Source organism: Microbacterium sp. E-13 (assembly GCF_049912955.1).
Lineage (GTDB): Bacteria > Actinomycetota > Actinomycetes > Actinomycetales > Microbacteriaceae > Microbacterium.
In genome coordinates, this window is record NZ_CP183973.1 from 37,440 (window position 1) to 58,507 (window position 21,068).

At 69.9% G+C, this 21,068-nt stretch carries 18 protein-coding genes; 9 read left to right on the plus strand and 9 right to left on the minus strand.

The window, feature by feature from the left end; genetic code table 11:
- Positions 1–131: 131 nt before the first annotated feature.
- The 6 genes from ACN9MP_RS00195 to mnhG are packed head-to-tail and all read left to right on the plus strand — an operon-like array spanning position 132 to position 6,459.
- Positions 132–3,080, plus strand: a complete 2,949-nt coding sequence (locus tag ACN9MP_RS00195) for a Na+/H+ antiporter subunit A (RefSeq protein ID WP_426322859.1) — start codon at positions 132–134, stop codon at positions 3,078–3,080.
- Positions 3,077–3,625: a Na(+)/H(+) antiporter subunit C gene (locus ACN9MP_RS00200; protein ID WP_426322861.1), complete on the plus strand. Its 549-nt coding sequence runs from the start codon at positions 3,077–3,079 to the stop codon at positions 3,623–3,625. The genes ACN9MP_RS00195 and ACN9MP_RS00200 overlap by 4 nt, the downstream gene beginning before the upstream one ends.
- Complete coding sequence (locus tag ACN9MP_RS00205) at positions 3,622–5,205, plus strand: Na+/H+ antiporter subunit D (protein ID WP_426322862.1); 1,584 nt, start codon at positions 3,622–3,624, stop codon at positions 5,203–5,205. The genes ACN9MP_RS00200 and ACN9MP_RS00205 overlap by 4 nt, the downstream gene beginning before the upstream one ends.
- 8 nt (positions 5,206–5,213) lie before the next feature.
- Positions 5,214–5,843: a Na+/H+ antiporter subunit E gene (locus ACN9MP_RS00210; RefSeq protein ID WP_426326136.1), complete on the plus strand. Its 630-nt coding sequence runs from the start codon at positions 5,214–5,216 to the stop codon at positions 5,841–5,843.
- Positions 5,840–6,106: a monovalent cation/H+ antiporter complex subunit F gene (locus ACN9MP_RS00215; protein WP_426322864.1), complete on the plus strand. Its 267-nt coding sequence runs from the start codon at positions 5,840–5,842 to the stop codon at positions 6,104–6,106. The genes ACN9MP_RS00210 and ACN9MP_RS00215 overlap by 4 nt, the downstream gene beginning before the upstream one ends.
- Positions 6,103–6,459 (plus strand): monovalent cation/H(+) antiporter subunit G, encoded by a 357-nt coding sequence (gene mnhG / locus ACN9MP_RS00220; protein ID WP_426322866.1) that lies wholly within the window; start codon positions 6,103–6,105, stop codon positions 6,457–6,459. Before ACN9MP_RS00215 ends, mnhG begins: the two co-directional genes overlap by 4 nt.
- A 34-nt stretch (positions 6,460–6,493) precedes the next feature.
- Here the strand turns inward: mnhG and ACN9MP_RS00225 are convergent, their stop codons facing one another.
- The 9 genes from ACN9MP_RS00225 to ACN9MP_RS00265 form a co-directional block, all read right to left on the minus strand.
- Entirely contained in the window at positions 6,494–9,214 is a 2,721-nt protein-coding gene (locus tag ACN9MP_RS00225) for a penicillin acylase family protein (RefSeq protein ID WP_426322868.1), read from the minus strand.
- A gap of 197 nt (positions 9,215–9,411) precedes the next feature.
- Complete coding sequence (locus tag ACN9MP_RS00230; RefSeq protein ID WP_426322870.1) at positions 9,412–11,265, minus strand: YhgE/Pip family protein; 1,854 nt, start codon at positions 11,263–11,265, stop codon at positions 9,412–9,414.
- Positions 11,262–11,915 (minus strand): hypothetical protein, encoded by a 654-nt coding sequence (locus tag ACN9MP_RS00235; protein ID WP_426322872.1) that lies wholly within the window; start codon positions 11,913–11,915, stop codon positions 11,262–11,264. The genes ACN9MP_RS00230 and ACN9MP_RS00235 overlap by 4 nt, the downstream gene beginning before the upstream one ends.
- The gene (locus ACN9MP_RS00240) at positions 11,912–12,562 is read right to left on the minus strand and encodes a TetR/AcrR family transcriptional regulator (RefSeq protein WP_426322874.1); all 651 of its coding nucleotides are present in this window, start codon (positions 12,560–12,562) and stop codon (positions 11,912–11,914) included. The genes ACN9MP_RS00235 and ACN9MP_RS00240 overlap by 4 nt, the downstream gene beginning before the upstream one ends.
- Positions 12,563–12,614: 52 nt before the next feature.
- Positions 12,615–14,057: an argininosuccinate synthase gene (gene argG, locus ACN9MP_RS00245; RefSeq protein ID WP_426322876.1), complete on the minus strand. Its 1,443-nt coding sequence runs from the start codon at positions 14,055–14,057 to the stop codon at positions 12,615–12,617.
- Between the two features lie 149 nt (positions 14,058–14,206).
- Positions 14,207–14,941 (minus strand): Pr6Pr family membrane protein, encoded by a 735-nt coding sequence (locus tag ACN9MP_RS00250; RefSeq protein WP_426322878.1) that lies wholly within the window; start codon positions 14,939–14,941, stop codon positions 14,207–14,209.
- A gap of 214 nt (positions 14,942–15,155) precedes the next feature.
- A complete protein-coding gene (locus ACN9MP_RS00255; RefSeq protein ID WP_426322880.1) occupies positions 15,156–15,560 on the minus strand; it encodes a rhodanese-like domain-containing protein in 405 nt (134 codons plus the stop codon).
- Between the two features lie 174 nt (positions 15,561–15,734).
- On the minus strand, positions 15,735–17,009 hold the full coding sequence (locus ACN9MP_RS00260; RefSeq protein ID WP_426322882.1) for a DUF222 domain-containing protein: 1,275 nt from the start codon (positions 17,007–17,009) through the stop codon (positions 15,735–15,737).
- Between the two features lie 60 nt (positions 17,010–17,069).
- Positions 17,070–17,795, minus strand: coding sequence for a nitroreductase family deazaflavin-dependent oxidoreductase (locus tag ACN9MP_RS00265; protein WP_426322884.1), 726 nt, complete (start codon positions 17,793–17,795; stop codon positions 17,070–17,072).
- 236 nt (positions 17,796–18,031) lie between these two features.
- Between ACN9MP_RS00265 and ACN9MP_RS00270 the strand changes: the two genes are divergently transcribed.
- The 3 genes from ACN9MP_RS00270 (at position 18,032) to ACN9MP_RS00280 (ending at position 20,981) form a co-directional block, all read left to right on the plus strand.
- Positions 18,032–19,114, plus strand: a complete 1,083-nt coding sequence (locus ACN9MP_RS00270) for an amino acid ABC transporter permease (protein ID WP_426322885.1) — start codon at positions 18,032–18,034, stop codon at positions 19,112–19,114.
- Between the two features lies 1 nt (position 19,115).
- Positions 19,116–19,919, plus strand: coding sequence for an amino acid ABC transporter ATP-binding protein (locus ACN9MP_RS00275; RefSeq protein ID WP_426322887.1), 804 nt, complete (start codon positions 19,116–19,118; stop codon positions 19,917–19,919).
- A gap of 69 nt (positions 19,920–19,988) precedes the next feature.
- Entirely contained in the window at positions 19,989–20,981 is a 993-nt protein-coding gene (locus tag ACN9MP_RS00280) for an ABC transporter substrate-binding protein (RefSeq protein ID WP_426322889.1), read from the plus strand.
- The last annotated feature ends 87 nt before the right edge of the window (positions 20,982–21,068 follow it).

The following is a 21,068-nucleotide window of genomic DNA, read 5'->3' on the forward strand; positions in this document are numbered from 1 at the left end:
CGTGTGAACATATGCCGCTCCGGGCAGGGGCGGGGAACGCGGCGGCTAGGATGATTGCGACACCCCGATCGCCTGGGCACTGCGCCGCCTATCGATGACGCGCGTGGGCCGACGACCCCGAGGAGGCACGAATGCTCCTCGTGCTCGGCGCGTTCACGGTGGTGCCGATCCTCCTCCCGTGGCTCGTCGGGCGCATCGGAGCGCGGGCCTTCTACGTCGCCGCCGTGCTGCCGATCGCGGCGTTCGTGCAGGCCGCCGTGCAGACCCCGGCGATCCTGGCCGGAGACATTCCGTTCGAGTCATACGCTTGGATCCCGCCCCTCGGCATCGACCTGTCGATGCGGATGGACACGCTGTCGTGGCTGATGACGCTCGTGGTCACGGGCGTGGGCGCGCTCGTGATGATCTACTGCCGCTGGTACTTCCGCGGCAAGAAGGACAACCTCGGTCAGTTCGCCGCGGCGCTGCTCGCCTTCGCCGGCGCGATGTACGGCCTCGTGCTCACCGACGACCTCGTCGTGCTCGTGATGTTCTGGGAGGTCACGAGCGTGCTGTCGTACCTTCTCATCGGGTACTACAACCGTCGCGCGTCGAGTCGTCGTGCGGCCCTCCAGGCGCTGCTCGTGACGACACTCGGCGGTCTCGTGATGCTGATCGGCGTCGTGCTGCTCGTCGTCGACGCCGGCACCTCGAGCATCTCGGCGATCCTCGCCCACGCGCCCACCGGGCCGGTCGTGGACGCGGCGCTCGTCATGATCCTCGTCGGGGCTCTCAGCAAGTCGGCGATCTTCCCCTTCCACTTCTGGCTGCCCGGCGCCATGGCAGCGCCCACCCCGGTGAGCGCATACCTGCACGCCGCAGCGATGGTGAAGGCGGGCATCTATCTCATCGCGCGCTTCGCACCGGCCTTCGCCATCGCGCCGACGTGGCGCCCGATCGTCGTCGCGCTCGGCGTCTTCACGATGCTGCTCGGCGGCTTCCAGGCGCTCCGCGAGACCGACCTGAAGCGTGTGCTCGCCTTCGGCACGGTGAGCCAGCTGGGCATGCTGACAGTCGTGCTGGGATATGGGACGAGGGATGCTGCGCTCGCAGGTCTCGCACTCCTCCTCAGCCACGCGCTCTTCAAGTCGGCCCTGTTCCTCGTCGTCGGCGTCATCGACCGCCAGCTGTCGACGCGCGACCTGACCGAGCTGTCGGGTGTGGGTCGCCAGGCGCCCGTCATGGCGACTTTCTCGATCGTCGCGGTCGCGTCCATGATCGGCATCCCGCCGACGATCGGCTTCGTCGCCAAGGAGGGCGTGCTGACCGCTCTGCTCCTCGAGGCCGAGGGCGGCGCGCTCTGGGGAATCGTCGCCGTGGCGGGAATCGCCGTGGGGTCGGCGCTGACGGCCGCGTACGGCATCCGATTCGTATGGGGGGCCTTCTCGACCAAGCGCCAGCCGACCGGCGATCGTATGCCCGATACGGAATGGCCGGACCCGCCGATCGGATTCCTCGTGCCGCCGATCGTGCTGTCGGGCCTGACGATCATCGCCGGATTCGCCACACCATGGCTGGACGAGGCGCTCTCCCCGTACGCCGACCAGGCGCCGCTCGCGACGCCCGACGTGACGCCGGCGGAGTACTCCGCGCACCTCGCCCTCTGGCACGGCCTGGTGCCCGCCCTCTGGATCTCGCTCGCCACCATCGTCGTCGGCGTGCTCGTCTTCTGGCTGACGAGGGACTGGCGACCCGCGAAGCGTCTGCTGCCCTTCACTGCAGCCGATGCCTACAACGGCGCCCTGCGTGGCATCGCGCGCCTGTCGGTCGTGACGACGAGCCTCACGCAGCGCGGTTCGCTGCCGGTGTACGTCGGCACCATCTTCGTGGTGTTCGTCGCCGCCGAGGCCACATCGCTGGTCGCAAGCGACGAGTGGCGGGCCAAGCTCGACGCGTATCAGACCCCGATGCAGCTGCTGGTGGCGCCGGTCATGATCGCCGCAGGGCTCATCGCCATTCGGGCGCGCAAGCGCTACACGGGCGTCGTGCTCGTGTCGGTCACCGGACTCGGCATGGTTCTGCTCTTCGCCACGAGCGGAGCGCCAGACCTCGCGCTGACACAGATCCTGGTCGAGACGGTGACGCTCGTCGCGTTCGCCCTGGTGCTCCGGCGGATCCCGTCGCGCCTGGGCGAGCACAACGCCTCGGTGTGGCCGGTCGCGCGTGCGGTGCTCGGCGCCGCCGTCGGCGTGACGATGGCCCTCGTGGCGATCGTGGCCACCGGGGCACGCGTGGAGGAGCCGATCTCCGACGCGTTCCCCGAGCTGGCCTACCAGCTCGGCCACGGGAAGAACGTGGTCAACGTGGCGCTGGTCGACCTCCGCGGCTGGGACACCATGGGCGAGCTGTCGGTGCTGATCCTCGCCGCGACGGGCGTGGCATCCCTCGTCTTCGTCACCCATCGAGCCGACACGCTCTCGCGCGGCATCGCACCGCTGCCCGCGAGCGCCGGGCGCACGCGACGTCCGCTCGTCGAGACGGCGGACGGCATCAAGCCGCGCGGTGCGGGCGGGGGGCGCATGGCGTGGCTCGTGGGCGGTCAGCGCGTGCGTCCCGAGAACCGCTCGATCTTGCTCGAGGTGATCGTGCGCGTGCTCTTCCACACGATCATCGTCGTGTCGCTCTACCTGCTGTTCGCGGGCCACAACCTGCCCGGCGGAGGTTTCGCCGGCGGCCTCGTCGCCGGTATGGCGCTCGTCATGCGTTACGTCGCCGGCGGGCGCTACGAGCTCGGTGCCGCCGCGCCGACAGACGCCGGGAGGCTGCTCGGCACCGGCATGACGATCGCGGTCGCCTGCGCGATCGTGCCGCTCTTCTTCGGGGCGCCGCCGCTCACCAGCTTCTTCTTCGAGGCGACCGTGCCTGTGCTCGGGCACATCGAGTTCGTCACCTCGACGCTCTTCGACATCGGTGTCTACCTCGTGGTCATCGGTCTCGTGCTCGACGTGCTCCGCAGTCTCGGCGCCGAGGTAGACCGCCAGGCGCAGGCCCTCCGGGAGGCCCAGCTACCGGGCTCCGGCCAGGAGGTGAGCGTCCCGTGAACGTCTCGCTCGTCCTCATCATCGTCATGGCCGTGCTCTTCGCCTGCGGTGTCTACGCCATGCTCGAGCGCAGCCTGACCCGTGTGCTGATCGGGTTCCTCCTGCTCGGCAACGCCACCAACCTCCTGCTCCTCATCGTGATGGGAGAGCCGGGCGTCGCGCCGTTCTTCGGGGCGGCAGCATCCGTCGACGACATGTCGGATCCGCTCCCGCAAGCACTCACCCTCACCGCCATCGTCATCACCTTCGCCGTCTCGGCGTTCCTCCTCGCCCTCATCTACCGTTCGTGGCAGCTCGGTCAGGCCGACACCGTCACCGACGACGAGGCCGACCTCGAGGTACGCGAGCGCGGGCCCGAGGACGAGGAGACGATGGACGAGGAGACCGAGATCGAGGCCGTCGACGACGACGCGACGACGGACTTCGTCGGCACCGACACCGCCCCCATCACGATCCTCGGCACCCGCGACTTCGCGGGCCTCCGCGACGACGCTCCCGTCGACCAGCCCGACGCGGGCCGGCGCGAGAACGGCGACGACGCATGATCGAGTTCGCCCCCGCCCTCGTCCCGCTTCTCGTGACGCTTCCGCTTCTCGGTGCGGCGATCGCCCTGATCGCCGGCCGCCATCGCAAGACCCAGGTCGCGGTGTCGGTCGTGACGCTCAGCGCCGTCACCGTGATCGCGGCGATCCTCCTGTACGTCGTCGACGTCGGCGATCAGCCCATCGCCGTGTCGGTCGGAGGGTGGCCGATCCCGTTCGGCATCGTCCTCTACGTCGACCGGCTCGCCGCACTGCTCGTCGTGGTCTCGAGCATCGTGCTGCTCGCCGTCCTCCTGTTCTCGGTGGGCCAGGGCGCGGCCGACGGCGATGACGACACCCCGGTCTCGATCTTCCACCCGTCGTACCTCATCCTCGGCGCCGGCATCTTCAACGCCTTCATCGCCGGCGACCTCTTCAACCTGTACGTCGGTTTCGAGATCCTGCTCGTGGCCTCGTATGTGCTGATCACCCTCGGCTCGACCGAGTCCCGCATCCGCACCGGCGTGGTGTACATCGTGGTGTCGTTGGTGTCGTCGATCCTGTTCCTCGCCGCGATCGCGATGATCTACGGTGCGCTCGGCACGGTGAACATGGTGCAGATCTCGGAGCGCATGGGCGAGCTGCCGCAGGAGACGCAGCTGATCCTGCACCTCATGCTGCTGCTCGCCTTCAGCATCAAGGCCGCCGTCTTCCCGCTGTCGTTCTGGCTCCCCGACTCGTACCCCACCGCGCCCGCGCCGGTCACGGCGGTGTTCGCCGGCCTGCTGACGAAGGTCGGCGTCTACGCGATCATCCGCACCGAGACCGAGCTGTTCCTCGACAACGACGTCAACCAGCTGCTCATGTGGATCGCGCTCGCGACGATGATCGTCGGAGTCCTCGGCGCGGTGGCGCAGGCGGAGCTCAAACGCATCCTGTCGTTCACGCTGGTGAGCCACATCGGCTACATGATCTTCGGGCTCGCGATCGCGACGCCCGCCGCCATCGGCGCGACGATCTACTACATGGTCCACCACATCGTGGTGCAGACGACCCTGTTCCTCGCCGTCGGCCTCGTGGAGCGGCGTGCGGGCTCGACCTCGATCCTGCGTGTGAAGGGCCTGATGAAGGCCGCGCCGATGATCGCGGTGCTGTACTTCATCCCCGCGATCAACCTCGGGGGCCTGCCGCCCTTCTCGGGATTCATCGGCAAGTTCGCCCTGTTCGACGCCGCGGCGCAGGTCGGCACGCCGATCATGATGGTGCTCATGGTGGGCGGCATCCTCACCTCGCTCCTCACGCTGTACGCCCTCATGCGCGCATGGAATCTGTCGTTCTGGCGTGAGGACGAGGACTCCGCCGAGACAGAGGCCCGCATCTCTTACCTGGGTGCGGCGCCCGCTGCCGGTGTCGAGACCGAGCGCCGCGTCATCCCCCGGATCATGACCGCCGCCACCACCGGCATGGTGGCGATCACGGTCGCCCTCACGGTGTTCGCCGGTCCGCTCTACGACGTGTGCACGCGCATCGGCGAGGCGCTGCTGCAACCGGTGTCGCTCACGCAGCTCGAAGACGACGCGGCCGGATCGGAGAAGGCCCCGTGAGCCCGGACATGCCGCAGAGCCCGGTGCGCCGCGCCGCGGCGACGGCGTGGCGCCAGCTGCCGTTCTTCGTGTGGCTCATCGCGCTCTGGATGCTGCTGTGGGGCCAGTTCACGTGGCTGGCGTTCCTCACCGGACTCGTCGCGGCGCTCGTGGTGACCCGCGTCTTCCGCCTGCCGCCCGTGGAGCTCTCGGGTCGGGTCAACCTGTGGTGGGGGTTCGTCTTCGTCGTCGAGTTCCTCGTCGCGGTGGTGCACGGCTCCCTCCTGGTCGCGTGGCAGGTGCTCGACTTCCGCCGGCAGCCCGGCGGGGCGATCATCGCGGTTCAGCTTCGGACCGACGACGACCTGATCATGACGCACGTCGGGGTCACGGCATCTCTGATCCCCGGCTCGCTCATCGTCGAGACCGATCGTGACCGCCGCATCCTGTACCTCCACGTCATCGGCGTGCGCAACGACGCCGACGTCGAGAAGCAGCGGGCCAGCGTACACCACTGGGAGGCCCGCATCGTTCGGGCCGTCGGCTCGCGCGCGCAGCTGCAGGCCGTTCGAACGGATGCTGCGACCCGGCGCCCCTCGACCGGCCCGGGCACCGGTGCACGGGGCTCGGGGACCGAGAGCCGAGGGGGTGCGAGATGAACGTTCTCCTGTTCGTGATCTTCGTGATCTTCGCGCTGGCGGCGCTGCTGACCCTGTGGCGCATCGTGATCGGGCCGTCGATCCTCGACCGGGCGGTGGCCTCCGACGTGCTGCTGACGCTCGTGATGTGCCTGCTCGGCGCCGAGATGGCGATCAACCACCACACCCGCACACTGCCGGTGCTGCTGATCATCGCCGCCGTCGGCGTGTTCGGGTCGATCTCGATCGCACGGTTCGTCGCGAGAAGGGACCAGGACCGATGAACCAGATCCTCGACCTGATCGCGCTGCTGCTGATCCTCCTCGGTGCGCTGCTGTGCCTCACGGCGGCGATCGGGGTGCTGCGGTTCCGCGACGTGCCCAGTCGCCTGCACGCCGCGACCAAGCCGCAGGTGCTGGGGCTCATCCTCATCTGCCTCGCGATAGCGCTGTCGCTGCGGTCGTGGCCTGTTGTGGCGTTCCTGGTGCCGGTCGTGCTCATCCAGCTGGCGACGGCCCCGCTGTCGGCTCACATGGTGGGCCGGCAGGCCTACCGCAACGGCACGATCGACGAGGGTGCCCTGCACGTGGACGAGCTCGCCGAGTCCAAGCGCACACCCCCCGCCGCCGGCGGCTGACCTGCGCTTTCGCCGGCGCACAGGGGGAAGGGGATCAGGGGATGAGGGTGAGGGTGTCGGTCGTCGCGGCGGCGACCGCCTCGGGCGAGAAGGCCCAGGGCGTGAGCTCGGCACGCTGCCAAGACTCGACCTGGTCGGCGTAGTTCGTGTGGAACGCGTGGCCGCTCTCGCCGGTGAGCTGGTTCCAGCGGGAGTCGTCGAAGTCCGACAGGTCGACGATCATGCGCATCGACGGCACGGTCACGGTCTGGAAGCTCGCACCGAGGTCCCAGCCGGTCGCGTTCACCACCGACGAGCCACCGCCCACCGGGAAGGGCCCGCGGTTGAACAGCCACTCGATCGGCGCGATGCCGGATGTGCCGAAGCTTCCGTTGGCCAGCGGCAGGGCGTGCAGGCTGCCCCAGTTCCAGCGCGAGGGGTCGTCTCCCTGCTCGTCGACGAGCCGCTCGTAGGCGTCGACGGCGGATCGCCTCAGCATGTCGTCCATGCCGCCCACGCCGATGCCGTCGTTGGTCCACCACGGCGACGACTCGTCGTCGAGCATCGAGTCGACGACGAGGAAGAGGCGCCCCTGACCGCTCAGGGGCGCGGCGCTCTCCCGCCCCTCGGCGAAGATGTTGCCGGCGAGGGTGTCCCAGAGCACGTTGGCGTACGCCGCGGCGGGGGAGTCAGCGTCGTTCTGGGCGTCCCACTGCTGCAGGAGTTCGAGTGCGGCATCCGTGTCGTCGTCGCCCGTGTCGATGTCGGCGTAGGCGGCCGTCAGGCGCATGCCGATATAGGAATACTCGTCCGCCTGGAAGCCGTTGAGGTCGGCGGCGGTGAGCGGTCCCTTCGCGATCGCCCGCTGGATCAGCTCGTCGATGCGCGCGGCGCGCCATCCATAGTCCCAGTCGCGTGTGAGCGAGTAGCGGTAGTCCGACGCGACGATGGCGTTGTTCGCCGTGACGATGTAGCCCTCGGTGGGGTTGTACGACACCGGAAGCTCCTCGAACGGGATGTAGCCCTTCCAGGCGTAGGACGAGTCCCAGCCGGGCTGCGGCAGGGAGCCGTCGCCCGCACCCCGGATCGGCAGCTTGCCGGGAGTCTGGTAGCCGATGTTGCCGTCGATGTCGGCGTAGACCAGATTCTGGGCCGGCACGTCGAACAGCGACGCGGCGCCGCGGAAGTCGTCGAAGTCCTTCGCCGTGTTGAGTGCGAAGAGGGCGGATGCCGTGGTCCCAGGCTGCAGCGCGGTCCAGCGAAGGCTCACCGCGTACTCGCCGCTCGCGGGTGCGCCCGACACCGGCTGCACGGTCCCGCCGGTGCCGGAGTACGGGTTGTCGGCGATGGCGGTGAAGTCGCCGGTCAGACCCGACACGATCGGACCGTTCGCGGTGGAGCGCACCTCGAGCTGGACGTCCTCGCCGCCCGCCACCTCGAAGGTCTCGGTGCGTGTCTGGAGCGGCGCCAGCGCCCCGTCGTACCAGTACGAGTCGCCCTCGATCTTCTCGAGGTAGAGGTCGGTGACGTCGGTCGTGAGGTTGGTGAAGCCCCACGCGATGCGGTCGTTGTGCCCGATGATGACACCGGGGAGACCCGAGAACCCGAATCCGGCGACGTCGAAGGGGCACTCCTCGTCGACGGTGGCGCATTTGAGTTGGATCTGATGCCAGACGCTCGGAAGCGATGCGCCGAGGTGCGGGTCGTTGGCGAGCAGCGGCATCCCGGTGTCGGTGAGGCTCCCCGAGACGACCCACGAGTTCGAGCCGATGCCCTCGCCGGCATCGCCGACCAGCTCACCGACCGCCTCGATCACCCCGCTGACCTCGGTCCACTCGATGGCGGCGGCGGCCGACGGACCGGGAGTCGCCGACGAACCCGGACCCGCGGATGCGTCCGGCGACGTATCGAGGTCATCCGTCACGCCTGCCGCATCGCCCGCCGCGTCGCCGGCGTCATCGCCCGCGTCGCCCTCGCCGTCTGCGGGAGCGTCGGGCACCGTGCCGACCGCCGGAACCGCGGAGATCTTCGGCACGATCACAGGGTTCCGGTCGAACGGATACCCCGGGTAGATGCTGTCGATCTGAGCCTCGGTGAGGTCGGGGGCGAGCAGCGCGCGCTCGGTCTCGCTCTCGAGATTGCTGCGGAGGTCCCAGGCCATCGCCTTGAGCCATGCCACCGAGTCCGCCGGGGTCCACGGCTCGATCTCGTAGCCGGGGTTCTGCAGGCCGAGGACCGCGTACTCGAGCGACGCGTCGGCACCCTTGTGGTCGGCGAGGTAGGCGTTCACGCCCTCGGCGTAGGCGTCGTAGTAACCGCGCTCGGTCTCGCCGAGCGCGTCGACCTCCTGCTGGGCGATGTCGTGCCAGCCCAGCGTGCGGAGGAACTGGTCGGTGCCGAGCTGCGACTCGCCGAACAGCTCCGCGAGGCGTCCGCTCGTCACGTGCCGGCGGAAGTCCATCTCCCAGAAACGGTCCTGCGCCTGCACGTATCCCTGAGCGAAGAAGAGGTCGTGCGCTGACGCGGCGGTGATCGTGGGGATGCCGAGCACGTCGCGCTGTACCGTCACCTCGGCGTCGAGTCCCCGTGCCGTCACCTCGCCGTGCAGCTGCGGAAAGGACCGCTGCGCGGTGTACGTGACGAACCCCACGCCGATGAGGGCGAGCACCACGATGCCGGCCACGATGCTGTACAGCGTGATGCCGACCGTGCGCCCCACCGACCGACGCGGCACGCTGTCGTCGGTGGCGTGAGGAGGGGCGGCGGGCTTCGGCATTGAAGGACTTTCCGGGCGGGCTAGAGGGGATACGCGGTGCCGTGCGCCGCGGGACTCGGTGTCGCGCCGTCGGGTCCGGCGCGCACCAATCCGCATGCTAACCCTCGTCGCCGGGTTGTGCCGAATCACACTCGCTTTTACGAAGCGGCTGACCGGAATCGGATGGCGGGGGGCCCACCGGAACAGGATGGCGGGGCTCAGCCGATGACGCTCGGTTGCAGGTCGCGCAGCGTGCGGAAGCGCGTCATGCGGGTGACGCCGATCGCTGCGACGATGCCGGCGCCGACCAGCCAGCCGAGCAGCACGGTGAGATCCACCCAGACGCGGTCCGCGCTTCCGCCGTACATGACCTGCCGCATCGCGTCGACGACGTAGCCCATGGGCAGCACGTGGTGGAGGGTGGCGAGCGGCGTCGGCAGCGTCTGCCACGGGAAAGTCCCGCCCGCGGTCACGAGCTGCAGCACCATGAGCACCAGCCCCAGGAACTGCCCGACCGAGCCGAGCCAGACGTTGAGCGCGAGCACGATCGCGGCGTACGTCGCGCTCGCGAGCAGCAGGATGCCCAGGGTCGCGACCGGGTGGGCGAAGGAGAAGCCGAGGGCGAGTGCCAGAACGCCGAAGAGTCCGATCATCTGGACGCCCCCCAGCAGGGCGGGAGTCGCCCAGCCGGCCAGCGTGATGCGGACCGGAGAGTGCAGGGCGGTGACGGCGCGCTTCGACACCGGCTTGACGATGAGGAACAGCGCATAGATGCCGATCCATCCGGCGAGGGCGGCGAAGAACGGTGCCAGGCCGGCGCCGTAGTTCTGCGCCAGAGTGAGCGAGGACCGCTCGATCTGGACGGGCGCCGCGAGAGTGTCGGCCTGCGCCTCCCGGGTCTCCGCGTCGTAGGCGGGCAGCCGGGCGGCTCCCTCCGCGAGTCCGTCGCGCAGCCGGGTGGCGCCGTCCTCGAGCAGGCCGAGGCCGTCGTCGAGAGCCGTCGCTCCGTCGCGCACCTGCGTGGCGCCGTCCGCCGCGCTCGCTGTGCCGGCTGCCAGCGTCGCGGCTCCCGACGCGACGGCCGCGGCGCCCGCCGACACCTGCTGGGCGCCACCGTTCAGCCGGTCGATCTGCCCGACCGCTCCCTGCACCCGGTCGTCCACTTCGGTGAGCCGCTCACCGACGGGGTCGAGCGCTGCCAGCACCTCGTCGACCTGCGCGTGATCGAGGCCCGCCTCTGCCAGCCTTCCGGCGATGTCGTCGCGCACGCGCGGCAGGGTCGAGATCGCGTCGGCGGATGCTGCGCCCACACGGTCGGCGACCGCATCGAGCTGTGCGGTGCCCGCGGCGACCTGGGCGGCACCCCCGGCCACCTCGTCGGAGCCGTCGGCGAGTGCGGCGGCACCGTCACGTAGCCGAGCGGTGCCGTCGGCGAGTTCCGACGCCCCGGTGGCGAGGCGTCCTGCCCCCTCGTCGGCTTGCACGAGCCCGTCGGCCAGCGCGGCCGCGCCGTCCGCGGCATCCGTCAACTGCACCCGGATCGCGTCGAGGGCGTCGAGCATCGTCAGCCCCGCCTCGGCCACCACCTTCTCGGTGATGGCCGACCGGATGCGCTCGACCGCCTGCGTGCCGATCGTCGAGGCCAGGTAGTTGTTCGCGTCGCTGGTGTGCAGCACGATGTCGGCGGTGCGCGGCTCGCCGGTGGTGATCGAGGCGATGGCGCCCGTGAAGTCGGACGGCAGCTCGACGGCGAAGTCGTACGAGCCGTCATCGAGGCCGGCGTCGGCCTCGTCTGCGGTCGCGCGGTGCCAGTCGAAAGCGCCGTCATCGACGAGGTCGTGCGCGACCTCTTCGCCGAGGTTGCGTGCGGTGCCATCGAGGTCGGCACCCGTGTCGGCGACGACGAGCGCCACCGGCACCTGGTCGAGCTGCGCGTAGGGATCGCGGTTCGCCCAGAGGTACAGGCCGCCGTAGAGGATGGGCACGACCATCAGCGCGACGAGGGCGATGAGCGACATGCGGGTGGAGGTGAGGCGGCGGAGTTCCGCGACGATCATCTGCGGGACCTTCATCCGCGGCCTCCCCTCGTCGCTGCGGTGAGACGGCGGATACGGGGTCGCGCGATGACCCGCGGCGCTTCGGCCGCCACCCCTTGCGCGGCCCGGCCGGCGATGACGAGCACGGCGTAGCCACGGGTGGCGAAGTCGCCGGCGACGGACCACCACGCTGCGGGTTCGCCGCCGTGGCGGTCGGGCGCCACGAGCACGATGCCCTCGACGCCCGCGCGCAGCACCGCCAGCTCGCACAGCGCGCGCACGCGGTCGGCGGGGTCGACGTTCGACACAGGAACGGATGCCGCGGCCGCGAGTCCGTGGTCGGCGAGCCACCGGCGCACGGCGAGAGGATCCGAACGGCGGCCGGCGAACATCAGCTCCTCGGCGGCGACGCCCGCGAGCGTCACGTTCGGCTCGGGCTCGGACACGTCGGGCGCGTCGACGAGGGCGACGCGGCGGCGGAGGCCGGCGGCATCCTTTCGTCCGTCCAGGTCGACCCGCCCCGTGTCGGGACGCATGCGCCCCGACGCGATGAGGCCCAGCACAGTCGGGCGCTGCGCGGTCTCGGCGGAGGTGAGCGTCACGCGGCCGGACTCGAACACCGCCGACGTCGCGGGGAGCGCGTGCTCGCGACGGCCCTTGCCGACGGCGTCGAGCACCACCCTCATTCGGTCGCCGCCGACGTGGCGGTCGAGGCCGCGAGGATCTCCGGCTGTGCGGCGAGAAGGTCGGCCGCCTCGCGCCAGGAGAGTCCGGCGATGCTGAGCACCGCGCGCACGGCGAGAGAACCGGCCTCGGGCGACGACGCGTCGATGCGCGTGATGACGGTGCGGGCGGTCTCCTCGATGAGGCGAGCGAGGGTCGGCGCGGCGACGTCGGTGCGCAGCACGTCGGCGTCCTGGCCCTCGCGGACGATGCGCACGACGGTACGACGGAGCGGTGCGAGCGCGGTGGCGGTCTCTTCGAGGTGCGCCTCATCGAGGGCGATCGCCGCGAGCACCTGTACGTGGGCGGCGGCCCGCCACAGCGCGGACGCCAGGCGCGCGAGGGCGACACGTGCGTCGGCGTCGTCGATCGCCTCGGCGATCGCGTTGAATCGTTCGGCCCCCTGCGCGACGATCTCGCGCACCAGCGCATCGCGATCATCGAAGTGGCCGTACAGCGCGCGGCGCGACAGGCCGGCCTGTCGGGCGATGGCGTCGACCGAGGCGCGAGGGTCGTGCGCGAGCGCGATGTGCGCGGCGGCGAGGATGCCGGCGCGGTTCTCGAGGGCGTCGCGCCGAGGGCGCCGCGGCGCGTCGGTGGAGGTGGTCATGCCTCCAGGTTAGGTAACTTGCACAGTTGTGTGCAAGTTAAGGGAAAATCTGTCAGTCCGTTCCCAGGTCGAACGCGGAGGCCTCGTTCGCGGCATCCGTCGCCTCCGCGAGTTCTTCCTGCTCGGCGCTGACGTGCTGAGCGTGCTCGGTGATCTCGCCCGCCTCGCCCTGCGTGAGGTGGCCGACGAGCTCGCCGGTCGCGCCGCCGATCAGGCCCTTCGACGCGTAGTACTCGAGCCGCACGCGCGAGTCGGCGATGTCGAGGTTGCGCATGGTGAGCTGGCCGATGCGGTCGGTGGGACCGAAGGCGGCGTCGCCGACGCGCTCCATCGAGAGCTTGTCGGGATGGTACGACAGGCGCGGCGCGGTGGTGTCGAGGATCGTGTAGTCCTCGCCGCGGCGCAGGCGAAGCGTCACGGAGCCGGTGATCGTGGACCCGACCCACTTCTGGATCGACTCGCGCAGCATGAGGGACTGCGGCTCGAGCCAGCGGCCCTCGTACATGAGACGGCCGAGGCGGCGGCCCTGTTCGTGGTAGGTCGCCAGCGTGTCTTCGTTCAGGATGCCGTTGACCAGGCGCTCGTACGCCGTGAAAAGCAGCGCCATGCCCGGCGCCTCGTAGATGCCGCGCGACTTCGCCTCGATGATGCGGTTCTCGATCTGGTCGCTCATGCCGAGTCCGTGCCGGCCGCCGATGCGGTTCGCCTCGAAGACCAGCTCGACGGGGTCGGCGAACTCGACGCCGTTGAGCGCGACCGGTCGGCCGGCCTCGAAGGTCACGGTGACGTCTTCGGTCTCGATCTCGACCCCCGGGTCCCAGAAGCGCACACCCATGATGGGCTCGACCGTCTCGAGCGAGACGTTCAGGTGCTCGAGCGTCTTGGCCTCGTGCGTGGCGCCCCAGATGTTCGCGTCGGTGGAGTAGGCCTTCTCCGCGGAGTCGCGATAGGGGAACCCGTGCTCGACGAGCCATTCGCTCATCTCCTGACGGCCGCCCAGCTCGGTGACGAAGTCGGCGTCGAGCCACGGCTTGTAGATGCGCAGGGCCGGGTTCGCGAGCAGGCCGTAGCGGTAGAACCGCTCGATGTCGTTGCCCTTATAGGTCGAGCCGTCGCCCCAGATGTCGACGCCGTCCTCCTTCATGGCACGCACCAGCAGCGTTCCGGTGACGGCGCGGCCGATGGGCGTCGTGTTGAAGTACGTGCGCCCGCCCGAGCGGATGTGGAACGCTCCGCACGCGAGGGCGCCGAAGCCCTCCTCGACGAGCGCGGGCTTGCAGTCGACCAGGCGCGAGACCTCGGCGCCGTACTCCAGCGCGCGGTTCGGGATGGCGTCGATGTCGTCTTCGTCGGGTTGACCGAGGTCGCCGGTGTACGTGCAGGGGACGGCGCCCTTGTCGCGCATCCAGGCTACGGCGACCGACGTGTCGAGCCCTCCGGAGAAAGCGATGCCGACGCGTTCGCCGACGGGCAGGGACTGGAGGACCTTCGACATGGCCTCCAGTCTAGTTTGAGCGCGCCGGAGAGCCCGGCTCGGTGACCCTCCCTCACCGAGCCGGGCTCGCCCCCCGCTTCTCCCCGGTCGCCCCCGCTTCTCCCCGGTCGCCCCCGCCCGTCCGGGTTGCCCCCGCTCGCGCCCGCTTGTCAGACCGGCAAAGGCCCGTGAGCCGCGGATGCGCCGTGGCGCGTGGCCCGCCGTTCGCGGTAGCGGCCGATCATGACGATCATCGTGCCGATGGCAAGGAACCCGACGAGGATCGCCCCGATGTAGAGGAACGCCGACGCGTAGCCGCCGGGCCCGTGCGGGTCGAGGAACGGATACGGGTACCACCACGGTGTGGTGCCGTCGGGGTTCCCCACGCGCTCGCCGCGGACCATCGTGTACGTCGCCCACAGCAGCGGGTAGCCGACCAGCACGGCCAGCGACCACCAGGGCAGTGCGCGTCGGCGCGGTGCCAGCAGCAGGTCCAGAACGAAGTAGATCGGCAGGACGACGTGCAGCACCTCCACGGCGTACTCGTCGAGCATCGCGATGCCGGCGGAGTCGCCGAGCGCGACCGCCGACGGGAGGCCGCGGAGCAGGATGTTGTAGACGAGGCCGAGGAGCAGCACGGGTGCTGTCACGGCGGCGATGGCGAGCGCGATCCCCAGCGGTTCGCGGCTCGAGCCCGGGTGCCGCATCGCCCATGATGCGGCCACGAGGAGTGCGGCGACGCTGAGCGACGTCGACACGATCGTGAACAGGCTGAAGTAGTTCGCGAGCACGTCGCCGAGGCCTTGCCCCTGACGCGCTGCTCGATCTACATTGACGATGAATCCGGCGACGACTCCTGAGAAGCCGGTGATCGCGGCTGCGATCCGAAACCATGCCCAGTGCATGCGTTCCTCCCCTTTCGACACCACGCTGTTGGCGTGTCGTTTCCCCTGACCCAGGTGTACTCCCGGGAATCGGGGAGCAGGGAGAACCTTTGTGTCGCGGAATGGCGGAAAACGTGCGCCAAAACGCCCCTATTGTGGCGGATCTACAACGTGTCCCCCGTTTGGTGGACATGATCCACAAACGGCTTTCGGGTGTCATCCGCGGGGGTGAAGGTCACTGCGCAGCGTCCACCTCGGCGGTGGGTGCACCCGACTGCTTCCATGCCGGAAAGCCCCCGTCGACGTGCGCGACGTTGGTGAACCCCTGGGCACGGAGCTGCTCGGCGACCGGACCGGAGCCGTTGATCGTGCCGCAGACGATGACGATGTCCTGGTCCCAGTCGGTGATCTCGGCGAGCTTCTCGGGTGAGTCGATGACGAACTGCGCATCGAGGTTGTTGCGGTCACCCCGGATCGAGCCGGGGATCACGCCGTCGCGCGCACGGCCGGCATCGCTGCGCACGTCGACGACGAGGGCACCGGCGGCGGCGCGGTCGGCGGCTTCCTGGGCGGTGATGAGCGGTGCGTCGAAGGTCGGCTCGGCCGCATCCTCGGTGGTGTCCTGTGTGGTGTCGGTCATCGTGTGATCCTCTCGGGTGCGCGTCAAGCCGGAGCGTCAAGGAAGGCGAGCGGATGCTGCTGCCCCGCGTCAGGCTACGACCAGGGCGGCTGCGGGGAGGGATGGTGGCGTCACACGGCGCCATGATCCGTCACGCGACACCCCGCTCAGGGTCGGGCGAGCACCGGCGCGTCGTCAGAAGGGTGCGTCGTGGTGGTCGGTGGGGCGGAAGACGGGCACGGCGCGTTCGGGCTCGACGAGGTAGTGCCGGCCGGTGGGCGAGGTCCAGAGGATGGCGCCGCCCGAGCCGGGGACGTGTTGGATGGTCCAGTCGGTGTGGTGTTTCACGGTGTGGTGGCCTTGGCAGAGGGGGCCGAGGTTGGTCAGTGCGGTTCGTCCGCCGTGGGCCCAGTCGATGTGGTGGTCAGTGTCGCACCGGGTGGCGGGGATGCCGCAGCCGGGTGCCATGCACCGGTCGGCCCGCCATTTCACCAGTTTCTGCAGCGCCGCCGGTGGCCGGTACTGGTCGCGTCCGACGGAGAGCACGATGCCGGTCTCGGGGTGGGTGAGCACCCGCGTCCACCCGGCCGCCCCACCGGTCAGCTCCTTCGCGACCGGCAGCGGGATCGGGCCGACACCTTCCACCACCGCCGGGTCGATCCCCGCGGCGGCCCGCTCGGTGTCGGTGTCGTGGAGCAGGGCGAGCACGGGGACGGTGACGAACACCGTCGCCCGGATCCCGCGCGCCTGCTCCGGATGCGCGGCGACCGTCCCCTCGACGAGCAGGTCGAGCAGCACGTCCGCGCGCGCCTGATCCAGGGTGCGCGTGTCGTTCTCGTCGGCGGCGGTGACCGTCGTGGCCATTGCGGTGGCGCGGGAGTGCACGGCGTGGATCGCGACCATCGGCGCGTACAGATGCAACCACCCCATGGCGTCCTGGTCGGGCTCCACGACGATCCGCCGCTTCGTCACCGCGTGCGCGTATCGTTCGGTGAGCGTCGCCGACCGCACCGTGTCGATGAGCGACCGCAGTTTGCGGCGGAACGTGCCCACCGGCTCCGCCTCCGCCAGCGCCAGCCCCGGGCCCAGCACCTGCCCGCGGAGCTCCGGTTCCAGCTCGTTCACCGCAGCGACCAGGAGCTGCGCGTGCCGCTCGGTCACCCGCGCCCGCTCCAACGAGGCCAGCACCGCCGGATAGTCGTGCACCATCGCCTCCGCGAACCTCAGCAGCTCCCCGGCGGCATGCTCGGTGATCCGCAACACGGCCGCCAGCTCCAACCGGATCCCCCGCTCGACGACTTCGGTCAGCACCCGACCCCGCACCGCCGCATCCGCCAGCGCCTGCCGCCGCATCGCCTCCACCCGCACCAGCCGCTGCGCGGCGAACACCGACATCATCTCCGCCACCTCGACCACCAGATCCACCTCATCCGGGATCACCGGGTCGGGAAGGTCGCTGTCGATGAACATGCCTCGACAATAGAACATACCTACGACACGCGAACCGCTCACACCGGTGCAGCGCTGGCATCACGCGTTAATGCGAGACGGCCGGAGGACGATCGCCGCCGGCATCCGCTTCACGAGAGACCGGAAGGGCGGGCGTGCCAGCGCAGCAGCTTCGGCCGACTCGACGATGCGCGGTAATGACACCGAGCGCGTCGCACCAGACCTGGTGAGCTCGGCTGACCCGGCCGCGACGACGTTGCGGGCCCAGTTCGTGTTCCGGCCCCACGGCAGACCGATCAGGACGATCTCGGGGTCCACCGTCGGCAGCACGGCGACGGGAGTCCTGTACGTTCTGCCGCTCTTGCGTCCGCGATGGTGCAGGATCGCCCACAGCGGAAACCAGCGCCGCCCCGCGAGGGCGTTCGCGATCGGCTCGGTCAGCTTCACAAGCACGCGCGGTGGACCCGAGCCCGCGGATCGCCTCGCGAGCGTGCCCCGAAGTCCGCGTCCGCCGTTCAGCACGTCGCCGAAGTGGTACGAGATGGTCACCGCCATAGAGATGGCCCCGGCCACGGCCGCGACGGCTTCGCCGCGGGAGCGGATGCCTCGCCTCAGCAGCAGCGCCCCCACGATCGCATTCGCGGCGCTCCAGCCGACGTTGACGCCGGGCGAGGACATCCCCACACCGGGGGGATCGGCGAACGGACTGGGGAACGGCCGGCCCCGCACACCGCTCACCCCGTGGGGGACGGCGTTGACGAGCAATGCGGCGCCGACGGCGCTCCTGACGACCGATCTGATCGACACAGCCCCACACTACGTCGTGCGGTCGTGGCATCCGTCCTCCTGATCTGAGGAAGGCGGCCGATCCCGGAGCCCGGCCATGCGTCCGTGCGTTCCGCCGTGTGACGCCGCGTTGCACTGGGTCACGGTCCGTGTCGGCGTCGGTCGTTCCCGGCTGGGAGCCACGCGACCCGCCGCCCTAACGTCCTCGTACCGGCGCACCGCAACCGCTGATCCGCGCCGCCGATCGAGGAGTCCTCATGACCGACACACTCCCGCGCCAGGCCGGCGTTGCAGGGGCGGCGGCGCTGCCGTCCGCGCCGTCGTCGCCGCGCGTCGACCTCGGCGACCTGCCCGTCGTCCACACCCGGCACTGGTTCCGCTGGTCGATCGGCGCCGTCGTGCTCTTCGTGGTGGCGCAGTTCGCGTGGTCGCTGGTGACGAACGAGAACTACGAGTGGGACGTCTTCGCGCACTACTTCCTGTCGGAGCCGGTGCTCCAGGGCGTGGCGCTGACGCTGCTGCTCACGGTGATCTCGGCGTCGATCGGCTTCGTGCTGGGCACGCTGCTCGCCCTCGCCCGCCTGGCCAAATCGCCCCTGCTGAACTCGGCCGCGTGGGTGTTCATCTGGTTCTTCCGCTCCGTGCCGCTCGTGGTGCAGATCATCGTCTGGTACAACCTGGGCTACCTGTACCCGACCCTCGGCCTCGGCACCCCGTTCACCACCGACTTCTGGATCGTCGAGTTCCCGACGGTGCAGCTGATCAGCGCGTTCGCCGCTGCGATCCTCGGCCTCAGCCTCAATCAAGCCGCATACTCGGCGGAGATCATCCGCGGCGGCCTGCTGTCGGTCGACCAGGGCCAGCTCGAGGCGGCCTCGGCCCTCGGCATCCCTCCCCGCCGCCGTCTGACGCGCATCATCCTCCCGCAGGCGATGCGCTCCATCGTGCCGAACGCCACCAACGAGGTGATCGGCCTCGTCAAGGGCGCGTCGGTGGTGTTCGTGATCGCCCTGCCCGAGGTGTTCTACGCCGTGCAGGTGATCTACAACCGCAACAGCCGCGTGATTCCGCTGCTGCTGGTCGCGGTGGTCTGGTACACGATCATCACCACGCTCCTGAGCATCGCGCAGTACTACATCGAGCGGCACTACGCCCGCGGCACGGTGCGAGTGCTGCCGCCGACGCCCGTGCAGCGCGCACGCCACTGGATCGCCGTCCAGTGGGCCCGCCTGGGCGACAGCGACTCCACTCTTCCTGCTTTGCAGGGAGCGGATGCTGCCCCCCTGCCCCCTGCGGCATCGCAGAGTTCGGGCAACGACGCGAAGTTCGGAGGGCGCTGACATGAGCACCACGATCGTCCAGCACCCGGCGGAGACCCCGACGAAGGGGCTCGTCGAGATCCACAACGTCCACAAGAGCTATGGCGGTGTCGAGGTGCTGCGCGGCATCGATCTCACGGTGCAGCCGGGCGAGGTCGTCGCGATCCTCGGGCCGAGCGGCTCGGGCAAGTCGACGCTCCTGCGCACCATCAACCATCTCGAGAGCGTCGACCGCGGCTCGGTCACGGTCGACGGCCAGCTCATCGGCTACGAGCTACGACACGGCAAGCTCCACGAGCTGCGCGAGCGCGAGGTGCTGGAACGCCGCACTCAGATCGGCATCGTGTTCCAGAACTTCAACCTGTTCCCGCACCTGACGGCGCTCGAGAACGTCACCGAGGCGCCCATCGCGCTCGGCCGGCTCCCGAAGGACGACGCCCGCGAGCTCGCGCTCGGCCTGCTCGACCGTGTCGGGCTCGCCGACAAGGCCGGCCACTACCCCCGGCAGCTGTCGGGCGGCCAGCAGCAGCGCGTCGCGATCGCCCGTGCCCTCGCCCTCAAGCCCAAGGTGATCCTGTTCGACGAGCCGACCAGTGCGCTCGACCCGGAGCTCGTGGGCGAGGTGCTGGACGTCATCCGCGACCTCGCACAGCTCGGCACGACGCTCGTCATCGTCACGCACGAGGTCGGGTTCGCCCGCGAGGTCGCCGACCGCGTCGTGTTCCTCGACGGCGGCCGCGTCATCGAGCAGGGCCCGCCCTCCGAGGTGCTCGTCACGCCGCAGCATCCCCGGGTCCAGGACTTCCTCGCGAAGGTCCTGGCGTAACCCGCGGTCTCGCAACCCCGAGCCCTCACACCCGAAGAACCTCACCCGAGAAGAAGGAAGCATCACACCATGGCACTCAGCAAGAAGCAGGGCATCGCGATCGGCGTCGGCGTCGTCGCGGTGGCCGCGATCGTCGGCGGCATCGTCTGGGGCGTGAACCAGAACGCCCCGGCCGAGGCGGCAGCCCCGGCGCCCTCCCAGACGTCGGCGAACGTCGCGACGGACGACATCCAATGGGTGCGCCTCGACGAGCCCGTGGCCGAGGCGGTCGCCGCTCTCAAGGCCAGCGGCTTCGAGCCGGTCGAGCCCGGCAAGCTCACTGTGGCGCACTCGGCCTACGTGCCGCCCCTCGGCTACATCCCCGAGGGCGCGACGGAGGCCGCCGGCACCGAACCCAACATCGGTGCACTCATCGCCGACGCGCTCGGTCTCGAATACAACCCGGTGATCGTCGCTTGGGCGGACTGGCCCCTCGGCATCCAGTCCGGCAAGTACGACCTCATCACGTCGAACGTCACCGTCACCGAGGAGCGCAAGGAGCTCTACGACTTCGCCAGCTATCGCGAAGATCTCCTCGGCTTCTATGTGAAGTCCGACAGCGACATCGAGAAGATCGAGGAGTCCGCCGACATCTCGGGGCTGAAGATCGCGGTGGGCTCGGGCACGAACCAGGAGCAGGTGCTCCTCGCCTGGAACGAGGAACTCGAGGCCGCAGGCAAGGAGCCGGCCGAGCTGCAGTACTTCGACGACAACGCCGCGACCGTGCTCGCGCTGCAGTCGGGCCGCATCGACGCCACCTTCGGCCCCAACGCCACCTCCGCGTGGGCCGCACGTGAGACCGGCGACACCAAGCTCGTGGGTCTCGTGCCCGGCGGCTGGCCGCTCACGGCCAACATCGCCGCCGCGACGGCCAAGGGCAACGGCCTGATCGAGCCCGTCAACATCGCACTCAACTACCTCATCGAGAACGGGCAGTACGACGAGGTCCTGAAGATCTGGGACCTGGAGTCCGAGCGCGTCGACGAGAGCCTCATCAATCCGCCGGGGCTTCCCAAGTCCTGACCGGATCGGCGCCGGCCGGACCCCTCCCCGGGTTCGGCCGGCGCCGCCGCGTGCCCACGCGGAACAAGCCCCCGCTTGGGACAGCAA